15 protein-coding genes are annotated in these 17,097 nt (G+C 48.7%); 4 read left to right on the forward strand and 11 right to left on the reverse strand.

The features are described from left to right. Positions 1–144: 144 nt before the first annotated feature. The 5 genes from VLX91_00755 to VLX91_00775 form a co-directional block, all read right to left on the reverse strand. Positions 145–420 carry a hypothetical protein gene (locus VLX91_00755; protein HUI28714.1) on the reverse strand — a complete coding sequence of 92 codons (276 nt, stop codon included), beginning with the start codon at positions 418–420 and terminating at the stop codon, positions 145–147. Positions 421–827: 407 nt separating this feature from the next. Continuing rightward, positions 828–1,361, reverse strand: a complete 534-nt coding sequence (locus VLX91_00760; protein HUI28715.1) for a hypothetical protein — start codon at positions 1,359–1,361, stop codon at positions 828–830. A gap of 360 nt (positions 1,362–1,721) precedes the next feature. Next, positions 1,722–2,591 (reverse strand): hypothetical protein, encoded by an 870-nt coding sequence (locus VLX91_00765; GenBank protein ID HUI28716.1) that lies wholly within the window; start codon positions 2,589–2,591, stop codon positions 1,722–1,724. 554 nt (positions 2,592–3,145) lie between these two features. Next, a complete protein-coding gene (locus VLX91_00770; protein HUI28717.1) occupies positions 3,146–4,054 on the reverse strand; it encodes an SRPBCC domain-containing protein in 909 nt (302 codons plus the stop codon). A 51-nt stretch (positions 4,055–4,105) separates the two neighbouring features. Further along, positions 4,106–4,549 carry a VOC family protein gene (locus tag VLX91_00775; GenBank protein HUI28718.1) on the reverse strand — a complete coding sequence of 148 codons (444 nt, stop codon included), beginning with the start codon at positions 4,547–4,549 and terminating at the stop codon, positions 4,106–4,108. Between the two features lie 728 nt (positions 4,550–5,277). On the opposite strand from VLX91_00775, the gene VLX91_00780 reads away from it, so the two are divergent. From VLX91_00780 to VLX91_00790, 3 genes are all read left to right on the forward strand, one after another. Then, a complete protein-coding gene (locus VLX91_00780; protein HUI28719.1) occupies positions 5,278–7,713 on the forward strand; it encodes a TonB-dependent receptor in 2,436 nt (811 codons plus the stop codon). 195 nt (positions 7,714–7,908) lie between these two features. Next, positions 7,909–8,775 carry a LytTR family DNA-binding domain-containing protein gene (locus tag VLX91_00785; protein HUI28720.1) on the forward strand — a complete coding sequence of 289 codons (867 nt, stop codon included), beginning with the start codon at positions 7,909–7,911 and terminating at the stop codon, positions 8,773–8,775. Between the two features lie 99 nt (positions 8,776–8,874). Continuing rightward, the gene (locus tag VLX91_00790) at positions 8,875–10,263 is read left to right on the forward strand and encodes an amidohydrolase family protein (GenBank protein HUI28721.1); all 1,389 of its coding nucleotides are present in this window, start codon (positions 8,875–8,877) and stop codon (positions 10,261–10,263) included. 79 nt (positions 10,264–10,342) lie between these two features. Here the strand turns inward: VLX91_00790 and VLX91_00795 are convergent, their stop codons facing one another. From VLX91_00795 to VLX91_00810, 4 genes are all read right to left on the reverse strand, one after another. After that, complete coding sequence (locus VLX91_00795; GenBank protein ID HUI28722.1) at positions 10,343–11,182, reverse strand: hypothetical protein; 840 nt, start codon at positions 11,180–11,182, stop codon at positions 10,343–10,345. A gap of 17 nt (positions 11,183–11,199) precedes the next feature. Continuing rightward, the gene (locus VLX91_00800) at positions 11,200–12,162 is read right to left on the reverse strand and encodes a hypothetical protein (protein ID HUI28723.1); all 963 of its coding nucleotides are present in this window, start codon (positions 12,160–12,162) and stop codon (positions 11,200–11,202) included. A gap of 175 nt (positions 12,163–12,337) precedes the next feature. Then, positions 12,338–13,084, reverse strand: a complete 747-nt coding sequence (locus tag VLX91_00805) for a hypothetical protein (protein ID HUI28724.1) — start codon at positions 13,082–13,084, stop codon at positions 12,338–12,340. Positions 13,085–13,161: 77 nt separating this feature from the next. Next, positions 13,162–14,295, reverse strand: a complete 1,134-nt coding sequence (locus VLX91_00810; protein ID HUI28725.1) for a hypothetical protein — start codon at positions 14,293–14,295, stop codon at positions 13,162–13,164. Positions 14,296–14,457: 162 nt separating this feature from the next. Between VLX91_00810 and VLX91_00815 the strand changes: the two genes are divergently transcribed. After that, positions 14,458–14,832: a hypothetical protein gene (locus VLX91_00815; protein HUI28726.1), complete on the forward strand. Its 375-nt coding sequence runs from the start codon at positions 14,458–14,460 to the stop codon at positions 14,830–14,832. A gap of 343 nt (positions 14,833–15,175) precedes the next feature. On the opposite strand, the gene VLX91_00820 is transcribed toward VLX91_00815, so the two are convergent. Together VLX91_00820 and VLX91_00825 are read right to left on the reverse strand one after the other, a co-directional pair. Further along, entirely contained in the window at positions 15,176–15,742 is a 567-nt protein-coding gene (locus tag VLX91_00820) for a heme-binding beta-barrel domain-containing protein (protein ID HUI28727.1), read from the reverse strand. A 189-nt stretch (positions 15,743–15,931) separates the two neighbouring features. Then, positions 15,932–16,861, reverse strand: a complete 930-nt coding sequence (locus VLX91_00825) for an ion channel (GenBank protein ID HUI28728.1) — start codon at positions 16,859–16,861, stop codon at positions 15,932–15,934. Between the last annotated feature and the right edge of the window lie 236 nt (positions 16,862–17,097).

A 17,097-nucleotide genomic window follows, 5' to 3' on the forward strand; every position in this document is an offset into this window, starting at 1 on the left:
GCCATCGCAATGACAGGAGGCTGGAAAGGGAAATCTTGCCGGGAGTTCGACTCTCTCCCGGCGGGAGGGGTGTCTTGGTTTAGATGATCGGGCATTCTATTCAGAATGCCCGACGCCGAAAGCAAATAATACTTACAAAACGAATTACTTCTTATTGGCAGTTACCGCGGCCAACTTTATTTCAGCATAGGCTTGATCGAGAAGAGCTTTTGCTTTTGCCGCATGACCCTCCATGTCGAATTCGTTAGCCGCCTGAGCAGCGCTGACTTTATTTACCGCTTTTTCAATCAGCGTTTGCGCTGCTGCAAGATTGGGGTGCCGTTTGTGGCTCACTTTACCACCAAAAGCTGTAATACCAGCAAAAAGGAACACTGCAATGATGCAGGATAAGATCGTTTTCTTGCGAAGCAAGGACTTCATTTTCTGTCTCCTAAATGTTAGTGATTATACTCGTGCATGATGCCATGCACATTATTGAGAATATAATGCAAGAAGTTTCAATTTAAAAGATGCACCTGTAATTTTTCACAAGATTCATCTGGCGGCAGTGTCTCAATTTGAACATCTAAATAGGCGAGACGTTGTCATGCCAGCCCCGTGTCAAGCACGGGGTAAACTCCAGCTGGCATCCGGGTCAATGGCTGGATTCCGGCGTTCGCCGGAATGACAATTAGGATGAAACTGAGACACTACCCCTCTGGCTTCTCTCCTGTTCCGAGGGACCTGCCTGCCGGCAGGCATGGTTCTGCCCCTGAGGGGGAAGCCATTCGGGAACTCAACTCATTATTATCGGTGAGTGTATTTATTATAGCCTATTTGTAATGCCCTCAGTTCACGTACATCCACAGCCGCGTATTTTTCCTGAAGTCGCGGATGTAGAGAACTCCACCTCTCTCCAGAGCCGATTCGATCCTGTCGATGTCATCGCCGGTATCCTTTGAGCCGATCATGGAAAGCAAGAAAGGAAGGGCTTCTATCGATTCGATCCTGATCTTTTCGGTCTTTGTTGTACCGTCGCTGTCAGTGCTTTCGACAATTAAATAGTTGTGTCGTTCACTCTCTTCCTTCATCTTCTCGCCGAACTTGCCGCCATATATTATCGTCTCACCGATGCTGTCCTTAATCCGTATTTCCAAACCTTCGTTATAGACGGCAAGGAGAGTATCGTACGATAACCTCGTGTTGTCGAGGTCAAAGCTTGATCCGGGTCGTGCAAGAAGTTTGACGAGCCCTATAGAAATGCCGAGCCTCTGCATCGCTCTCCCGTCATCGGATTTTTCTACCCAGATGCAATTCGTTTGAGCGCAGGCTCCAGCGAGGAACGCCAGAAGAATGCTTAACGCTAATACAGATTTTTTCATGACCAACCTCCTTCTTTCTGAGAACAGACAGTTTCTAATACGCCGGAAAACTAAAGGAAGTTTCATTCGACTCATCAAGCAACCTTCCGAAAGCAACGGTATCTCGACTGTGAAACCTTCGCAGGGTTGCTTCAGTTGCGAAGGATTGCTTCTGGTGCTTAAGGCGCCATCGCAACGACGAGAAACTGTAAAGGGAGAACTTGTCGTGAGTTCCTCGAAGGGGTTCGTTCGGACAACTCCCTCAAAGCTGAGCGAATCTTGCGAAGATCGTCAGACTCCGCCGAGTCCGTCGGACTCGGCGAGTTTCAAAGCCACCCACACTTACCTCCGGTGGAGTTGAACCTGTATCTATGTCAGGATTTAATCCGCAGATACGTCGGACACAAAGCGAGCCATCTTCATCTTGCCGGTCTTGCCATCCTTTAACGTTATCTTGGCATTCGAGTAGTAACCGACTTCTATCTCTTCAGTTGAAACAATTGAATTTGGAATTTTGCCGGATGCCATTACTCCGGCGATGCCCAAAGACCAGAAGTGATGGTCTCGATATGTCGGATTATAATTTACCGCGGTGTTTCCTATCAGGTATGCGTTATAACGAATTCGCGTCTTCAGGACTCCCCGGCTTGCAGAAAGTTCTGCGAGGATGCTCTCACCAGGTCCGAGTTCAACGACCATCCCCGCGGTGGAACCCACCGTGATCGATTGAGATTCCACCCCTCCTTCTCCCCAGGTGTGACTGTACTCAATTGCGGTCTCACCGCCGATCTCGGCAGTCGCGAAAAATTTGGCTTTGTAAGTTAATTTCTGACCCACCTTAAACATGTTCGAATGACTCCAATTCGACGACGTGGTGTTATTCACTTGTTCCGTGATGTTGACATTGAACGTGGCCTTCTTCGTAGGATGTTTATTCTCAAACTCCTGGGTCTTGATGATCGTCGGCTTGGACGTTATCCCAAGAACCTCCGCACTCTGGACGACGAAGACCACTTGAACCTCCGGCCAATTATATGTCTTGTACAGATCGTCCCACGGGGTAGGGCTTCGAAGGTATGCGTCATTCGGAGACTTTCCGAAATGAGCATTAACGGCTTCCTTAAGCGCTCTATCTCCTAGCTTGAAGCTTTTTATTTCGTCATCTGTAATTACGTGCTGGAACGATCCTGAGGCACTGATGCTCGATGAGTTTTTGTCAGGGCCTGCAATTATGTTTACCTCGATTCCCATGTTGTCTCTCCTTTCAATGGAAATGAATTGGTTTTATTTTAGCGCGTTAATGTTTCCGTTATTCCTTTTAGTTCTGCCGCATCTGTCGATTAGCATAAAGCGATGCTTATTCGTTCAACCGTTTTGAATTGTAAGTGGACACTGACTGACTCATGAATGAAGATTTGTTTCGCGAGTAAAATAACCCGGGGTTCCTTTTTGTGCTGCATTCATCGTTAAAATTACAAAGTTATTGTGTAGATAGTTCCCACAGAGAATTCATTCCCGCCGGGACATTTATTCAAACAAGGTTCGGGCCCTAAAGCTGCGAAGGCACTCCTGAGCGGGAAGAACCCTGCCTCCTTCATTAACCCGTCATCGCGAGGAGTAAAACGACGAAGTGCCGCTTGACGGCATCCCGACATACAGATTTTTGGACGTGACAATCCCAATGTTGTACTACAAACAAAAGGATTGCTTCTGGCGCTTAAGGCGCCATCGAAATGATGGGGGTCGGAAAGGGAAAGCTTGTCGGGAGTTTACTGAAGGGATTCATTAGGACAACTGCCCCGTAACTAGTGCGGATGGGCGCTCTCAATGGGAAAGGGGTTCTGTAGAACGATGGAGCCGGTCTCCAGCAGGGACTTCAGGTTGGAGATGACCATCGGCCAGGCGACGGACACCGCCGCGATGAACTTCGAGGGTTCGCGTGCGATGGTGTGGGTGACGGAGAATTTGACCGCCGATCCACTTTGTTCCAGTTCCATCATACAGTAAGACTCGCCTTCGGCTTTGAGCTCAGGCTTGTCCTGATGCTGCCACCGGATCACTAACCGGCGTGGCGGCTCGGCCTCGACGATCTCGCCGGCATCTGTGCTGCGGCCATCGGGGTACGCCAGCTTCCACGATGACCCCTCCGTCCACCGGCTCTCGCAGCGAACGCCGAACCAGTATTGCTTCATGAGCTCCACGTTCGTTAGTGCCGACCACAGCTTCTCCTGTGTGGTGCGGATATAGGTCACGTAGGCAAAGTCCGATTTAGCAATTGGAAGCCTCCAGTTGTCGTCGGTGATAAAGTTGAATAGCCAATCCTTAATAACCATATTCCAGCCCTGCCCACACCTTGCATAGCACTCTTTTTCGGGAACTAGCCCTTCGTGAGTAAAATGAAGAAAGGTTTTATCTCCTTTAGTGGTTATCTCAAAAACCATCTTTGTGTTTGTCCATTCACGCTTATCTTTTTCAATCCAATTCAGTTTGCTTTCGGTAACAAGCCATACGACTTTTTTGCCGGGAATAATTTCAATCAATTTCTGTTTTGAATAATGGCGGCCGGGATGGTGAATGACAAACTCATCGTTCAAGTTTGTGCTGCTTCCTTCAAAATCTTTGCTCCACCATTTTGAAACATCACTGATGCGATTGAAAACGTCTTTCGGAGACTTGGCAACCTCTATCGTCGCAGTGTAACTTTTGTTTTCCATTTTGCTTGCCTCATTTGTGCTGATTCTTGCAGAGATACTGCTTTGAAAATCCTAATTTCCCTTTTTCTTGAATGCCTCTTTCGTCTTTGCCACGTTCGAATCTCCTCCGATCCCCTCATAAAAGGAGAGATCCTCGTCGATTCCGACTAACCGGAGACACTGCCCTCCAGGTGCCTGGAAATAAAGATGAGGGTCTGGTCGTTCAAGTTTCACTACAAGACCGGACTCCAGGATTTTTTGATTCATTTCTTCCACGTTGTTGGACTTAATTTCCAGCCAGATCGATCGTGCAGTTCGTAAGAACTCACTCTCATCGGGTACATCCGCATAGCGAAACACGATATAAAAGTTTTCTCCCAAACGAAGGAAGTCCCTTTCGTCCTCCGCTTTTGTGATTTTACCACCGAGGACATCGCAATAGAATTTACGAATGCTGTCCCGATCCTTCCGAGGAACCAAAACCGATGAATGGTTTCCAAGAATTACCTTTGTCATGATTTTACTCCGACCTTGTTTATTGTTCTAATTGTCTTTCTTTGATTATTTGTCCGAATAAAAATAGATTTTAATTCGATTTGCTTATTGTAGAAATACGGAATGTTGTTGAAGTAATCCTTTTCCTCCGGAGTAATATATACCCCATTGCACATCTGTCATTCCCGAATGCTTCTATGCCGCTCAATCATTCTGTGCAGGTATGCGGCATGCCGCAAGGCGCCATCGGGAATCCACATTGCAGCGGACTGGATTCCCGTCACCGCGAAGCGGGATCCCGACATATAAATAATTCTGACGGGACTTGGAGCACGCGGGAATGACATTCGATGTGTTTGGTCGGTCCCCGCAGGGAAAACTGGTTGCTACCATATTTATAGACATGTTGGTACGGAGGAATAAACGAGAAAGACAACAATAGAGTTTCCAGGTAGCGACTCACTTTGAACATTCGGACAAACGAGCCTTGTCATGCCAGCCCCGTGTCAAGCACGGGGTAAACTCCAGCTGGCATCCAGAGCGCTGGATTCCGGCTTTCGCCGGAATGACATTTTTATAGAATCGAAAATGAGTCACTACCGAAAATGACCATGACTTGACTTATCGCTGCCTCGTCCTGGAAGTGGTTCGACCGAGGCAATAATGTGATGCACGTCTCTTGTATTATCGTATAGTAAAGTGGTAGATTTTCTCCGACAAAAATTCGCAGGAATTCAGGAGGAATGGAAATGCTCACAAGGCTGTCGATCATTTCATTATTGGTTTGTTATTCCACCCTTTGTGCACAGACTTTCAAGATCACCGGTATCGTTCGCGACGCGTCCACAATGGAGCCGTTGGTATTTGCGAGTGCGTTCGTCGTTGGAACCCAGCAGGGAGCCGTAACTGACGACCGGGGCAACTTCTCGATCGACATACCATCTGGCGACTATCAGCTCCAATTCAGCTACGTCGGATATAAAACTTCCATCGTGCCGGTCTCTGTGCACAGGGATACTCATTTCGATATTGCCCTGAAATCCATCGACATCCTCCTGCAGGACATGACCGTCTATTCAAGCCAGGAAGCCAACGGCGGGACCCAACAAGAGGTCAGCGCTCTTTCACTGCAAAGCCAGACCATCTCCAGTATAACAAGCATGACGGCGGACGTCCTCCGCAGCGTTCAAATGCTCCCGGGTGTCTCGAACGACAACGAGCTGAGCGCAAAGTTTAACGTCCATGGCGGCGACTTCAACGAGAACCTCGTCCTGGTTGATGGCATGCAGGTCTATGAGCCATACCACATCAAGGAGGCGTCGAACGCGAGCATCGGGATATTTGACGCCGATATGATCAAGAGGATGGACTTGATGACCGGCGGCTTCACCGCGCGGTACGGAGACAAGATGAGCTCCGTGCTCAGCATCGATTACCGCGAAGGAAGCAGAGACAGGGTGCAGGGTTCGGCAAGTCTCGGCATGACCGACGCCGATGCCCTGATAGAAGGTCCAATCGGAAGCAACGGTTCTTTCATCTTCGGCGCCAGGGAAAGCTACACTCAGCTTGTGATGAGAATGCTCAATATCTCGCCGGGGTTGCATATCTCATTTTACGATGCGCAGGGTGTACTGGCGTACCAGCTTGCACCGCAGCATAAGCTGTCGCTCTTGTTCATCCGGGCCGGCGACCTTTTCAGGCAGGATCCTGACGTCGACTTTGGCAACTCGTACACCTACCCGTTCTATACGTCAAACCACGCTTACACGGGTTCGCTGACTCAGGTGTGGAATGACACGAGTGAGCAGCATGCCGACTACTACAGCAGCATGATTGCGCTTCAAAGCACAGACGTGATATCATCAGAGGCAGTATTGAAATCGGAGATCTCTTATTACGACCAGCTCGAATCGGAGGAGGCAGTGAATCAGAACAGGTATTCATTTTTGTTCCACTCTGACAGTCTCCAGAACGACATCTTCTACAGAGATACAGTTAATCGTGGATATGACAATGACCTTAGGATCAAGACGTTAGAGTTCAGCTCGTCTTACGACATGCAGATGCTTCCTATCTACGGCATAAAGGCGGGAGCGAGCTATCAGCGGATCTTTTATTACCAGGATCAAGTAAATGAGCAAACCATCGCGGAGTTTACCAACAACGGCAACCAGTACCCGGACACATCATACACGGTCCGCGGCGAAAATAGTATCTCTAACGAATTCGGCAGCATAGACGCGCAGTCATTTAAAGTTGCCGGATATCTTGAGAACATATTCCAGATCGGGGAACAGACGATCCTCAATGTCGGAGGCAGGGTTGACTATTTCGATATCGATAAGGACCTGACATGGAGTCCGCGAATAAATCTCGCGTACAAGATGACTACCGACCTTACGCTTCGTGGGGCGTGGGGATACTACTATCAATCGCCGGTTTACGAGCAACTCGAGTACTCGACTCCGTCGGATACCAATACAAAGTCGCAGCTCGCGATCCATTACGTGATCGGTGGAGACTACAGGATCATCTCCGACGAGGAAGACCGTGATTTCCTGACCCTGAAGGTACAATTATATCATAAGACATACAGCGATCTTATTTCATCAACTGTCTCACCCTCAGGGAGAGTGTATTATTCGAGGAAGAACGATGCGATGGGCAGAGCATCCGGCGCGGATTTATTTTTGATGTACTCGATCCCGGGATTCTCCGGATGGATAAGCTACAGTTACCTCAAAGCGGATCAGAAGCTGACACTGAACGATACGTTGGGTTATTACTTCCCGAGAAACACCGATCAGCGCCACACGCTCGCCATAGTTGCCGACATCGATCTTGGAAAGGCATGGAGCATGAACGTCAGGGCTGTTTACGGCAGCGGGTATCCGTATACTCCGATGATCGCCGTTTACAACCAAACATATGATACGTGGACGTGGGAATTAGGAAATCCAAACTCGGCTTACTTGCCGGCTTATAAACGGATCGATGCCAGAGTAACCAAAGACTTTACACTCTTCGATTGTGCCTCTTCGGTATTTCTCGATGTGAGCAATCTTTTTGACTTCACAAATGTCCAATCGTATGATTACGGATTTGACAATAACGGATATCCGCAGATCCGCGCGGAGAAATTGTTTCCCACGCTGCCGTCGCTGGGATTCTCCGTGAAGTTCTGAGCAAGCGATCGTGCGAAGGCTGCAAAGCTGGAGCAGAGCTACCTTCGCAAGGTAACCGTCAATTGGCGCCTTGCGCCATCCCGCAAGGCGGTGACTTGACGCCAATTTTTCTCAGGCCGTCGCACCCTTGCAACCATGAAACTTTCAATCTCACTCGCTAAATTACTCCCGCAAACATTTCAGGCGGACTGCAATATGATTAAGAATCTTGTCACGTTTTTCTACCGTCCATACGATTTCCTGAAGGACAGGCGCGTCAAGGCGTTGTTATCCTTCGGCACTACGGCGTTTGCGGGTGTCTTTCTATGGTTCTTCGGTCCCTTCGGTCTGATACTCTATCCAGCCGCCGTCCAATCGGAGCTGATATTATATTATTGCACCTTCGGACTTATTATTTCTGTCGCAAATTTTTACCTTCTCCAGAACATTCTGATAAAAAACCATGTCGTCGGCACGACCATCCTGTGGCTGGTCTGGAATATGCTGGTCATCGGCTTGAGCAATTTCTTCGTGTTCGAAATAGTGGTCGGCAAGGGAGTATTTCACTGGAGAGGTCTGCACATCATGGAGTTACAGACGCTTCTCGTCGGCTCGCTCCCGGTCCTGTTCACGGTAGTGCTTTACAATTCATATTATCTGAAGAAGAGGATCAGGATCATCAATCAAATCAATTCCGACCTGTCGAGATTCAAAAGTGAAGGAGCATACGTAAATGGCGCGCTCACTTTATCCTCCTCGAGTCTTAGCGAGGTCATTACCGTGGACTCGCAGTCGTTATTGTACCTCGCTTCTGCGGACAACTATGTCGAAGTCTATCGTATTGAGAACGGACAGATGAGACACTCTCTTTTGAGAAACACTCTCTCCGAAGCGGAGAAACAGCTGGTCAGGCAATCACCGGCCGTCAGAAGGTGCCACAACAGCTACATCGTAAATCTCAACAGGGTAAAGACTGTCTCGGGGAATGAAGCCGGATACAAAATCATGCTGGAGGGTGTAGACTCCATGATACCGGTTTCCCGGAAGTATAAAGACAATGTCTTCGCCTATCTGAGGCGTTGAGAGTCTTGTAAACCGTCCCAACTTCTTTTCAGTTATCCCCTATAACTTGCGCTCGCCAGCACAGCGATACTAATTTATTGGAAAAAAGGAAGTTGTGCCATGAAGTCAATTAAGATCTTTTTCCTTCTTGTTCTTTGCAGCAGCGCAGTTGTCACCGCGCAGAATGCGTCGCCGAAAAGATATGCGATCACCGATATTTCTATCGTAGACGTGGAGCAGAAGTGCATTCAAAGAAACAAAACGATATTCGTCGAAGATGGGCTGATCCGGAAGATCGTCTCAGCCGACAGCGGGATGCCCCTCTCAGACTATGAAGTGGTTGCCGGCCGCGGCTTGTTCGTCATTCCGGGCCTGATCGATTCGCACGTGCATTACATCGACCCTGCCGGGTTCGGGCCGATGCTGATCTCGCAGGGAGTTGTCTTCATGAGAGAGATGGGAAACAATACTGATGCTGCCGTCAAGGAGCGCAACTCGCTTAACGCGGGGAAAAAGTTCGGACCGGAAATGATCACCACCGGCGATTATCTCGACGGCGATCCGCCATTCATCCCGCAAATAACACTCGCGTGCAGTTCGCCGGACGAAGGAAGAGCCAATGTCGACAAGCAAGTCAAAGCAGGCGTTGATGAAATCAAGACGTATAGTGGACTCAAAAAAGATGTTTTCCTTGCGATCATCGATGAATGCAGGAAGGAGGGTATCAAAGCGGTCGGACATGTGCCGGAGACTGTGTATATCGAAGATGCCGCGAGAGCCGGGTTGAGCAGCAGCGAACACCTTTTCGGATTTGGAAATGTGATAGCAAAAGCGTTGGGACAGCCTTTCAGTCTTAAGTCCGGCGGTATGGGAGCCGACCAGGTTTACTTCCTGAGCTATCCTAAAGTCGACAGTGAAAAATTGCAGGCGGAACTAAGGAAGATCGGGAGTTACGGGATGGCCGTTTGTCCGACGCTGGTCGAGATGAAAAGCGGGGCAAGTCTGAAAAAGATATTCGCAGGCGACTATCCGAACCTTGATTATGTTTCTCCTTTTGTAAAAGGTTTTTGGAAAAACTTGTGGGGAGCGCAGGTGAATAATACAGAAATCGCCGGTCAGCTTTTTCCATACTATAAAAGTTTCCTGAAAGATTTGTACGATGCGCATTTCACGCTCCTCGTAGGAACCGATCTGCTATTTCCCGGCGTCGTCCCCGGCTTTTCCGTTCATGAAGAGATGGAAATATGGCAGGAAGCCGGGATACCGCAGATAGATATACTGCGAAGCGCTACAATTGTCCCCGCAAGGTTTTGCGGTGTCGATAAACGTCTTGGGAGCATCGAAGAGGGGAAAGAGGCATCGTTCGTGTTACTGCGCGCCAACCCGCTTGACGACATCCGAAACACGTCGAAGATCGATGGAGTTTTCTTTCGAGGACAATTCTTAGATCGTGGACGATTGGATACACTCATGGTCAAGGTGAAGGAAGCCGCCGCGTCGGGCCATTAAAGCCGGCCACCTTGCGAAGGTGTCTGAGCGAGGGGATAGTTACCTTCGCAAGGTTTCAATACAACCTATAGCCTATTTCTTACTGATTGGTATGCTGGGCTAAGTAAGAAGTAATCTGCGCTCCGGCGTCGTAATCATAGGCAACAAGCTCTCCGCCGGCCTCTTTGAAATATCGAGTCCAGAAATTCTTGATGTTATCTACCTGGACATTACTCTTGCCGGTTCTTCCATTTACGTATATGACGCATCCGTGCAGATCCGGGATCCTGTTTTCGGCTCGTAGTTTCCCGATGACGGAATCTGCCTGCGCATCGGTGCATCCCTGGTCACCGGCAAATGATGTCTCGCTCGATTCCTGGATCATGTCGGAAAATAGGATGATGACATTTGTGGAAACGATCTTCTTCTTTCCGGTGATGAACCTTTCGACGCCGCCCCAGAATGTCTCGGCCTCGTTGTGCTCCTGAAGTACCGCGGCCTGTTCAATTGCGGAAAAGATATCAGAGTAGTAGGTATATTTCTCACGAATAGTTTTTTGTCGAAGAAGTTCAGATGCGACTTCTTTTCCGGTCTGATCCGCAAATTGCCTCAACCTCATGTCCAGGCTGTCTTTCGCATGCGCATAGCCGTCGGTGCTGAACGAAAATTTCTTTTCTGCCAGGTCTTCGTAAACCAGTTTGACAGCTACGGTTTTTGCACCCTCATCGATAGGAAGAACAACCAACCTGTCTTTCTCTCTCAGCCGCTTCAAGATATCGGAGCTGATGATCTCTATATACCGGTGTAGTGTCTGCTCCGACAGACTTCCCGAGTAATCGATGAGACAAATGCAGTTCATCCTTTGACGGGTTCCCGTATTGCATCCTCCCGCCGCGAGCAAGACAACGATCGAAAGGATTAGACCAATTCTCTTGTTCATTGGATTGACTCCTTTCTCTACGCGCTTGCGGTTTTAGCCGGCAATTCCAGCTGCCCCAGTATGGCACCGTACCGCCGATCGGCCTCACTCTTAAAATTATTGAACTCATCATAAAATTGGCCGGCGACGTTCTCGCTCATTCCTCTCCGCAGGTTATAATATTCTTTGTAAGACCGGAAATCGTTGAACCGATTCCACGCCTCGTTGAGTCTGACATTATAATAGTCTTCAAGCCGCTGCATGACAATTTTAATCTGTCGATCGACGGTGTCCCATGTGCGTTTGGCAACATTGTGTTTGCGAGTGTACTTATACGAATCGTAGACGTGGAGGAAGTCCCAGCTGAGACCCCCGGCGATGAGCGGCAACACCATGGAGAGAATGATAAAACCGAAATACAGGAGACCTCCCGTATGGCCGCCTTCGATGTCACGGGCGCGGGTTTCGGATACTCCTGCAATAGCAATCTCAACACCCACGAAAAGCACCGTCCAGAGAACAACCATCAATATCGAACGCGGCTTCGATTCCGGATCGCTGTGCTTTCGAACGGGCATGATAGCCTCCATGAACCGCTCGGCCGAGGCGATCGCTCCCAATGTCAATACAATTCCGATCAACCATCTTAGGAGTGAAAGTCCTAAGTCTTCACCGCTGATAAAGACGAGTGTGGAAAAATAATTCAGGAGTCCTTCGGTTATTAAGATACCCATCACCAGGAAGGTACTGATTCTGATTTTTCTGCGGGCACTGAAGAACTCGTTATCCGATAAGAGATCGGCAGCGTCGACTTTATCGAGATAAGACTTCGTGGCGTCGAGATCCCGCTGCATCTCCTGAATCCTTTGCCGCATTGAAGTGGATTTCTTCTTGACGTTGTCGATGAGTGCGCTCAGACACCGTTCTGCGAACCTCTTGAGACCGTTGGGGTTTTTGAGGTCGGTTGAGTAAGCGCTGCGATAGTGTATGCCCTTGAACATGACGTTCTCCTTCTGACAGTTTAGAAAGTATACTTCGCAGTGATAAGAAAGTCAAGCGTCTACCTTGCGAAGGTTCCTGGAGCCGAGGCGGAGTTACCTTCGCAAGCTAGCAAAGCTCCACCACATCGACGCGTGTAGGCGCCCGATCTTCTCAGGACTTTTGCATAAGTGAATATTAGAGAACGGCTTTAGCGGGGCGCTTCCCGCTGAGATAGTCGAACACGATCCACGACGATCCGGCCATTGCAAGATTCGAAGAGTTTTCCACCCAATTACCCAATTCATGCGGATGGATAATGCATGCCGGCACCCATATCAACACGCCGAATAGGATGAGCATCGCTGTGAGCAGCCCCGTCGCCAAAAGAGCCGAGCGCCCCGAAAGTATAGCGAAAGCTGCGAGAGCAAATAATATCGTGGTAGCTACCGCCCAGAACATTTGACCGGGAGGAATCCACTTCGGAACCAGGCTTGCGGTATAGGTGAGGTAAAAAAGCTGATAAAGCGCAAATGAAATGACGGCTATCCCGAAGCTTACGTACGCGGCACTTTCTATCTTTTCCTTTCTTTCCGGATGACTTTGGATGGTGGATGCAAAAACAAAAACGCCGCCAATGACGATGGAAAATTGCTCGAAGAAATTTCCGTAGGGATCGAAGAGCAGGGGTGTCTTGATCATTTGCGGTATCCAGTAAAGTGAAAATACCGAAAAGCCAGCCGCAAGTATCAGGGCTCCGAGCCTCACCGTTTTCTGCCATTGAATCGCAATGCCCCCGATGAGTTCGACGATGCCAAAGATGTATACCAGAATTTCGGGATTTGAAATATTTCCGAGCTCGTCAATCTGATGCCAGACCAGAGTTATTATACCGAAAGCCATGGCAGCGAGACCAAACACGTAACGGCCTAGGCGAAGTTGCATGATGCTATCCTAACAACCATGACATTTCGCTGAGTTCCTGGTAACCTTGCGAAGATTAGAAAGCTGAGGGATCGTTTTTAAATCCCAAACGTCAGCCCGCATGTAAATCCAAAATCGCTCGGAAGCATCTTGGAGCCGAGCAACGCGCATTCGTATAATCCTGCTTCGAGGTACGCTCTCTTGTTGAACGAGATGCCAAGCGTCTCGCGCACAATTGGACCAAAGAAAAATGAACTTTCCTGGTGATCAGGGTATTTAATAGTCTCGCTGCCGAATACAAGTGTTCCTTGCAATCCTAAATAGGGTGAGTTAGTACTCTCACTGAAGAATTGACGCAGGGTGAAATTACCGCCATATACGACAAATGATCCTTTGATAGCCGCGGATTTGTTCGTGACACTCAGAATATTCAGATTCAGACCGAACCCTGTCATAGTATTACTGCTATCTTTTTGTGTCATGATATCGCCGTATATGCGTATTTCACTTGTTATTTTTCCGCCCACCGAGTAGCCGACTCCGAAGTCGTCGTAGAATTTTGCTTGCGGCGCCAGCGCGACCGCTTCAATGGTTCCGGAAGGCGTGCTCCCGGGGACCGAAGCAAACAACCGCGGAGTTGTATCGGATTTAGCGGGCGACAATTTGAGATCCAGCTTCCGAAGGGTCGCTGCAAATTGGCGGCCGCAATCGACGACGCTTTTATATATCATTGGTTCGAGCAAAGGAGTTGCGTGCGAGAAAGTCTCCTCGACTTCATTTGCGCGTGTGACAATGTAGAGCATCGAATCCGACGAAACGGGGATGCCGAAATTCATTTTGACATCCACTTTTGCAGATTCAGTGAAGATCGATTGAGGTGCACCTACGTCGAATGAATCGATGTAAACCACCGCTGACACATTGCTGTCGGGAGGCGATGGAACGAGATCTGAATCAAGAACGCCGAGCACGAATTTGGTTAACGGCACTGAAAGCCTATACGGCACCTCTTTCTCGAATAGTCCTACCCTTCCGGTCCCGATCGTCGTAGAATCAACATTCCTTCTGTCGACAACCTTGACGATCTTCACGTGAGAGTCGGCGATGCGTTGTGTGGTTATGAGCTCCGTAGAATAGTCGGGTTTCATCACGATTTCGCTTCCTCCGCATCCGGCGAAGACAAACGAGACGAGCATGAAAGCCCCTGTGATGGATAGATTTAGCTTGGTCATTGCATTCCCGCTTTTTGTTAAACTGACATCCCAAAAATTTAACATAGCATGTGGTTGATTCAAAGGAAGATTCTCAGATGCCCTTCCTTCTATGAAACTCTCCTTTGTAACTCCCTCGCTCGTTTCCCGTATGAATATACGTCGTCAAAAAGGATGGAGAAAATGAAAAGAATCTATTTACTCTTCTTGATTTTTTCGGTGCTCCTTGTACAGCAAGGAAAAGCCCAGACAGCTTCACTCGGAAAATCTAAATCAAGCGAACCGTGCCGTATGGCTTCCGTATCTCAGAAGGGGAAGATCATACCTGAAAAGCCTGTAACGGATCAAAAGTCGAATGCGCCGGTGAAATCCGAATCGGGCTCTCAGCTCGACTCTCTCACGGAGCAGATGACTGAGGCTGCTATCAAGGAGCTGTCGAGACAGGGAAGGATTTCTTTGGAAGCGGCGACCCGTAAGTTTATCGAGGATAACCTCGTTCAGGATCGCGACATTACGGACACGTTGAGTGCCGAGAAGCACAATACAGCTACGTTTTAGGATAGCGACATATTTAGGTCAAGCCGCTCTCGATGATAACTCTGACCGGCAATCATGACCCTGGCTTGACTTAATGGATTTGATTGAGACAGCACGAATTAGAGCGTCTAAATAAAGACCTTTACCTGCGCGGCACCATTTGAACGCGCCCGGCAACATCCTCCTGCGTAAAGGGCTTTTGAAAAGAATCCGATTTGTTTTGAAAAACTACTCGCGGAGCCAGCATAACCGGAGTGCAATCCGGTGAGAATCTGCCAAGCATCTCCAAAATAATTGCTGATCTTAGAATGGATTCCAGCCATTTTTCTACTTGCTGGAAATGGTTTGAGATGTAGCAACGAATCTATGATTGAATCCGCTTCAGCTTGTTCCGATCTCTGTGTTCGAAGGGCTCTTTCTGGTCTTTAATTCGGATACTCGTTATCTCATCGTAGCTGAAACTGTCACGGTCGTGGAGAACCATTTCGAGCTCGAAACCAATAGTCTTGAATTCTTCATCTAGAAAAGGATTAGAACAAATCCCGAAACAAGACGAGCCTTGCTTGGCGGTTAGTTTAAAATGCTTCGCATCGGGCTCCACCGTTCCGCCGGCAATCACCGAAACGCCTCGCGGGATCAGGATGCATTTCATTACTTCCTTTGATCGCGCATCCCAGAGCCAATATCCCATCTCATCGTGGAACGGATCGGATTCACCGATCCGCCATGCCTGGGTGTGGTATCTAAGACCATCGAGATTCTGTTCGTGGTTCTGCGTTAGCCCAATCGGCTCTATGACCATTCGCTCACGGTATTTATTCTGTTCGGTCCCGCGGTCATCAGAGGGGGCGGTGTCGTCTCCACTCGTTCCTTCCCACGTACCCGCCAGTGAGGCCAACGGCCCGAGGCCTTTAAATGTTTTTTCATCCATCATGTTCTCCATCTTGGTCAGTGTTATCTCCAGCCGAACGCGGAAATTGAAGTGGAGGCCAAATAACTGTTTCCCACGCAAGCAGGCTGCATAAGAACATAATTCTTTTTGTTTGTGATTTCCATACCGGACTGGTCGAAGGAAACTTCATCAGAGATTCGGAAGGTGAGCGAAGCGATTTTTCTTACATCAAATCTCCACCTCATAGACTTCATTCAGTTTGTTTAACTCAAGTGCCATGTCTCCGTCCTTCGTTACGCTGAAGGCGGGGACAAACTTTGCTCCCCAGAGGATCTCGTCGAACCGATAAGAGTACCGCGAATGGACAAACTGACCAAATGTATCGTCGAATGCCTTTATCAATATCAGGATCTCGGCCTGCGAATCGGAGAGATCGCTGAGCGTCTTTCCGAACAGCGGGCTCTGCTCGTCAATCGGGTGAACAACCGTCCAAGTCAGCGGAAGAAAATATACCGATGGTCGTTCCAGGTTTAGTACGTGGTACTTGCGCTTGTGGTTATCACCCGTCCCGGATACTGTCATGAGGAGCATCTTGGCTTCTATTTCCATCAGCGTGTTCGTCCGGCGATTGGCTATGCGGAACTGAAGGCTTGTCTTTCCACGGTACGGCGCGATGACCGCGCGGTCGCTGTACACTATTTTTGCCGACGGCCGCGAAAACCTCCCGTAGAGTAGCCCCGTAGCAAGTGCCAGCCCCATTAGTCCCGTCAAAGCCTCGAAGGAAGCAATTACATTTGTCCAGAAGTTGTTCGGTGCAATTGTCCCGTATCCAACAGTAGTGAATGTATGGACGCTAAGAAAGAATGTGCTGAGGAACGCCGACATCGGTGTTCTTGCATCGCCGCCCACTATGTTCTTGATTCCTGCCAGAAGGTAGAGGCAGGCAAAGAGCGAGTTGATGAGTATGTACCCCAATAGAATCATGAGGAAGAACTGGGGCCAGGATAGATTTATGAGGAACCGGTAGAAGTGAAAATTATTCAGACCGGCGCCCGACATTCGGACGTTGAACGAGCCGTCCTTTTCAATTGCACGATGCAGCTCTCCGGTATATTTTTCGGTCAAACCGGGATCGAAGGAAGTCTGGTCAAGACTCATGAGAAATACTCCTAAAAGTTTTTGAACAAGAGAAAGATATTCCCCTGGACCGGCGTCCACTGGGAGTTTTGGCAGCCGCGGGAATGGTTGCTACATTGTAAACAGAAAACAGTCGAGAGAAATTCTCACAGGCACGCCAAACGGGTCACTGTAATTCATCGGATTCGTTTTTTGTTCGCTAAGATCGTCCGTCTGCTTATATAATCCATCGGCGTTCTTGCTAATCACAGAGTATT

Source organism: Candidatus Acidiferrales bacterium (genome assembly GCA_035515795.1).
GTDB lineage: Bacteria > Bacteroidota > Ignavibacteria > Kryptoniales > JAKASW01 > JAKASW01.

Coding starts and splice junctions, on each gene's coding strand:
- VLX91_00755 (HUI28714.1), bottom strand. CDS start 420: ATGAAGTCCTTGCTTCGCAAGAAAACGATCTTATCCTGCATCATTGCA.
- VLX91_00760 (HUI28715.1), bottom strand. CDS start 1,361: ATGAAAAAATCTGTATTAGCGTTAAGCATTCTTCTGGCGTTCCTCGCT.
- VLX91_00765 (HUI28716.1), bottom strand. CDS start 2,591: ATGGGAATCGAGGTAAACATAATTGCAGGCCCTGACAAAAACTCATCG.
- VLX91_00770 (HUI28717.1), bottom strand. CDS start 4,054: ATGGAAAACAAAAGTTACACTGCGACGATAGAGGTTGCCAAGTCTCCG.
- VLX91_00775 (HUI28718.1), bottom strand. CDS start 4,549: ATGACAAAGGTAATTCTTGGAAACCATTCATCGGTTTTGGTTCCTCGG.
- VLX91_00780 (HUI28719.1), top strand. CDS start 5,278: ATGCTCACAAGGCTGTCGATCATTTCATTATTGGTTTGTTATTCCACC.
- VLX91_00785 (HUI28720.1), top strand. CDS start 7,909: ATGATTAAGAATCTTGTCACGTTTTTCTACCGTCCATACGATTTCCTG.
- VLX91_00790 (HUI28721.1), top strand. CDS start 8,875: ATGAAGTCAATTAAGATCTTTTTCCTTCTTGTTCTTTGCAGCAGCGCA.
- VLX91_00795 (HUI28722.1), bottom strand. CDS start 11,182: ATGAACAAGAGAATTGGTCTAATCCTTTCGATCGTTGTCTTGCTCGCG.
- VLX91_00800 (HUI28723.1), bottom strand. CDS start 12,162: ATGTTCAAGGGCATACACTATCGCAGCGCTTACTCAACCGACCTCAAA.
- VLX91_00805 (HUI28724.1), bottom strand. CDS start 13,084: ATGCAACTTCGCCTAGGCCGTTACGTGTTTGGTCTCGCTGCCATGGCT.
- VLX91_00810 (HUI28725.1), bottom strand. CDS start 14,295: ATGACCAAGCTAAATCTATCCATCACAGGGGCTTTCATGCTCGTCTCG.
- VLX91_00815 (HUI28726.1), top strand. CDS start 14,458: ATGAAAAGAATCTATTTACTCTTCTTGATTTTTTCGGTGCTCCTTGTA.
- VLX91_00820 (HUI28727.1), bottom strand. CDS start 15,742: ATGGATGAAAAAACATTTAAAGGCCTCGGGCCGTTGGCCTCACTGGCG.
- VLX91_00825 (HUI28728.1), bottom strand. CDS start 16,861: ATGAGTCTTGACCAGACTTCCTTCGATCCCGGTTTGACCGAAAAATAT.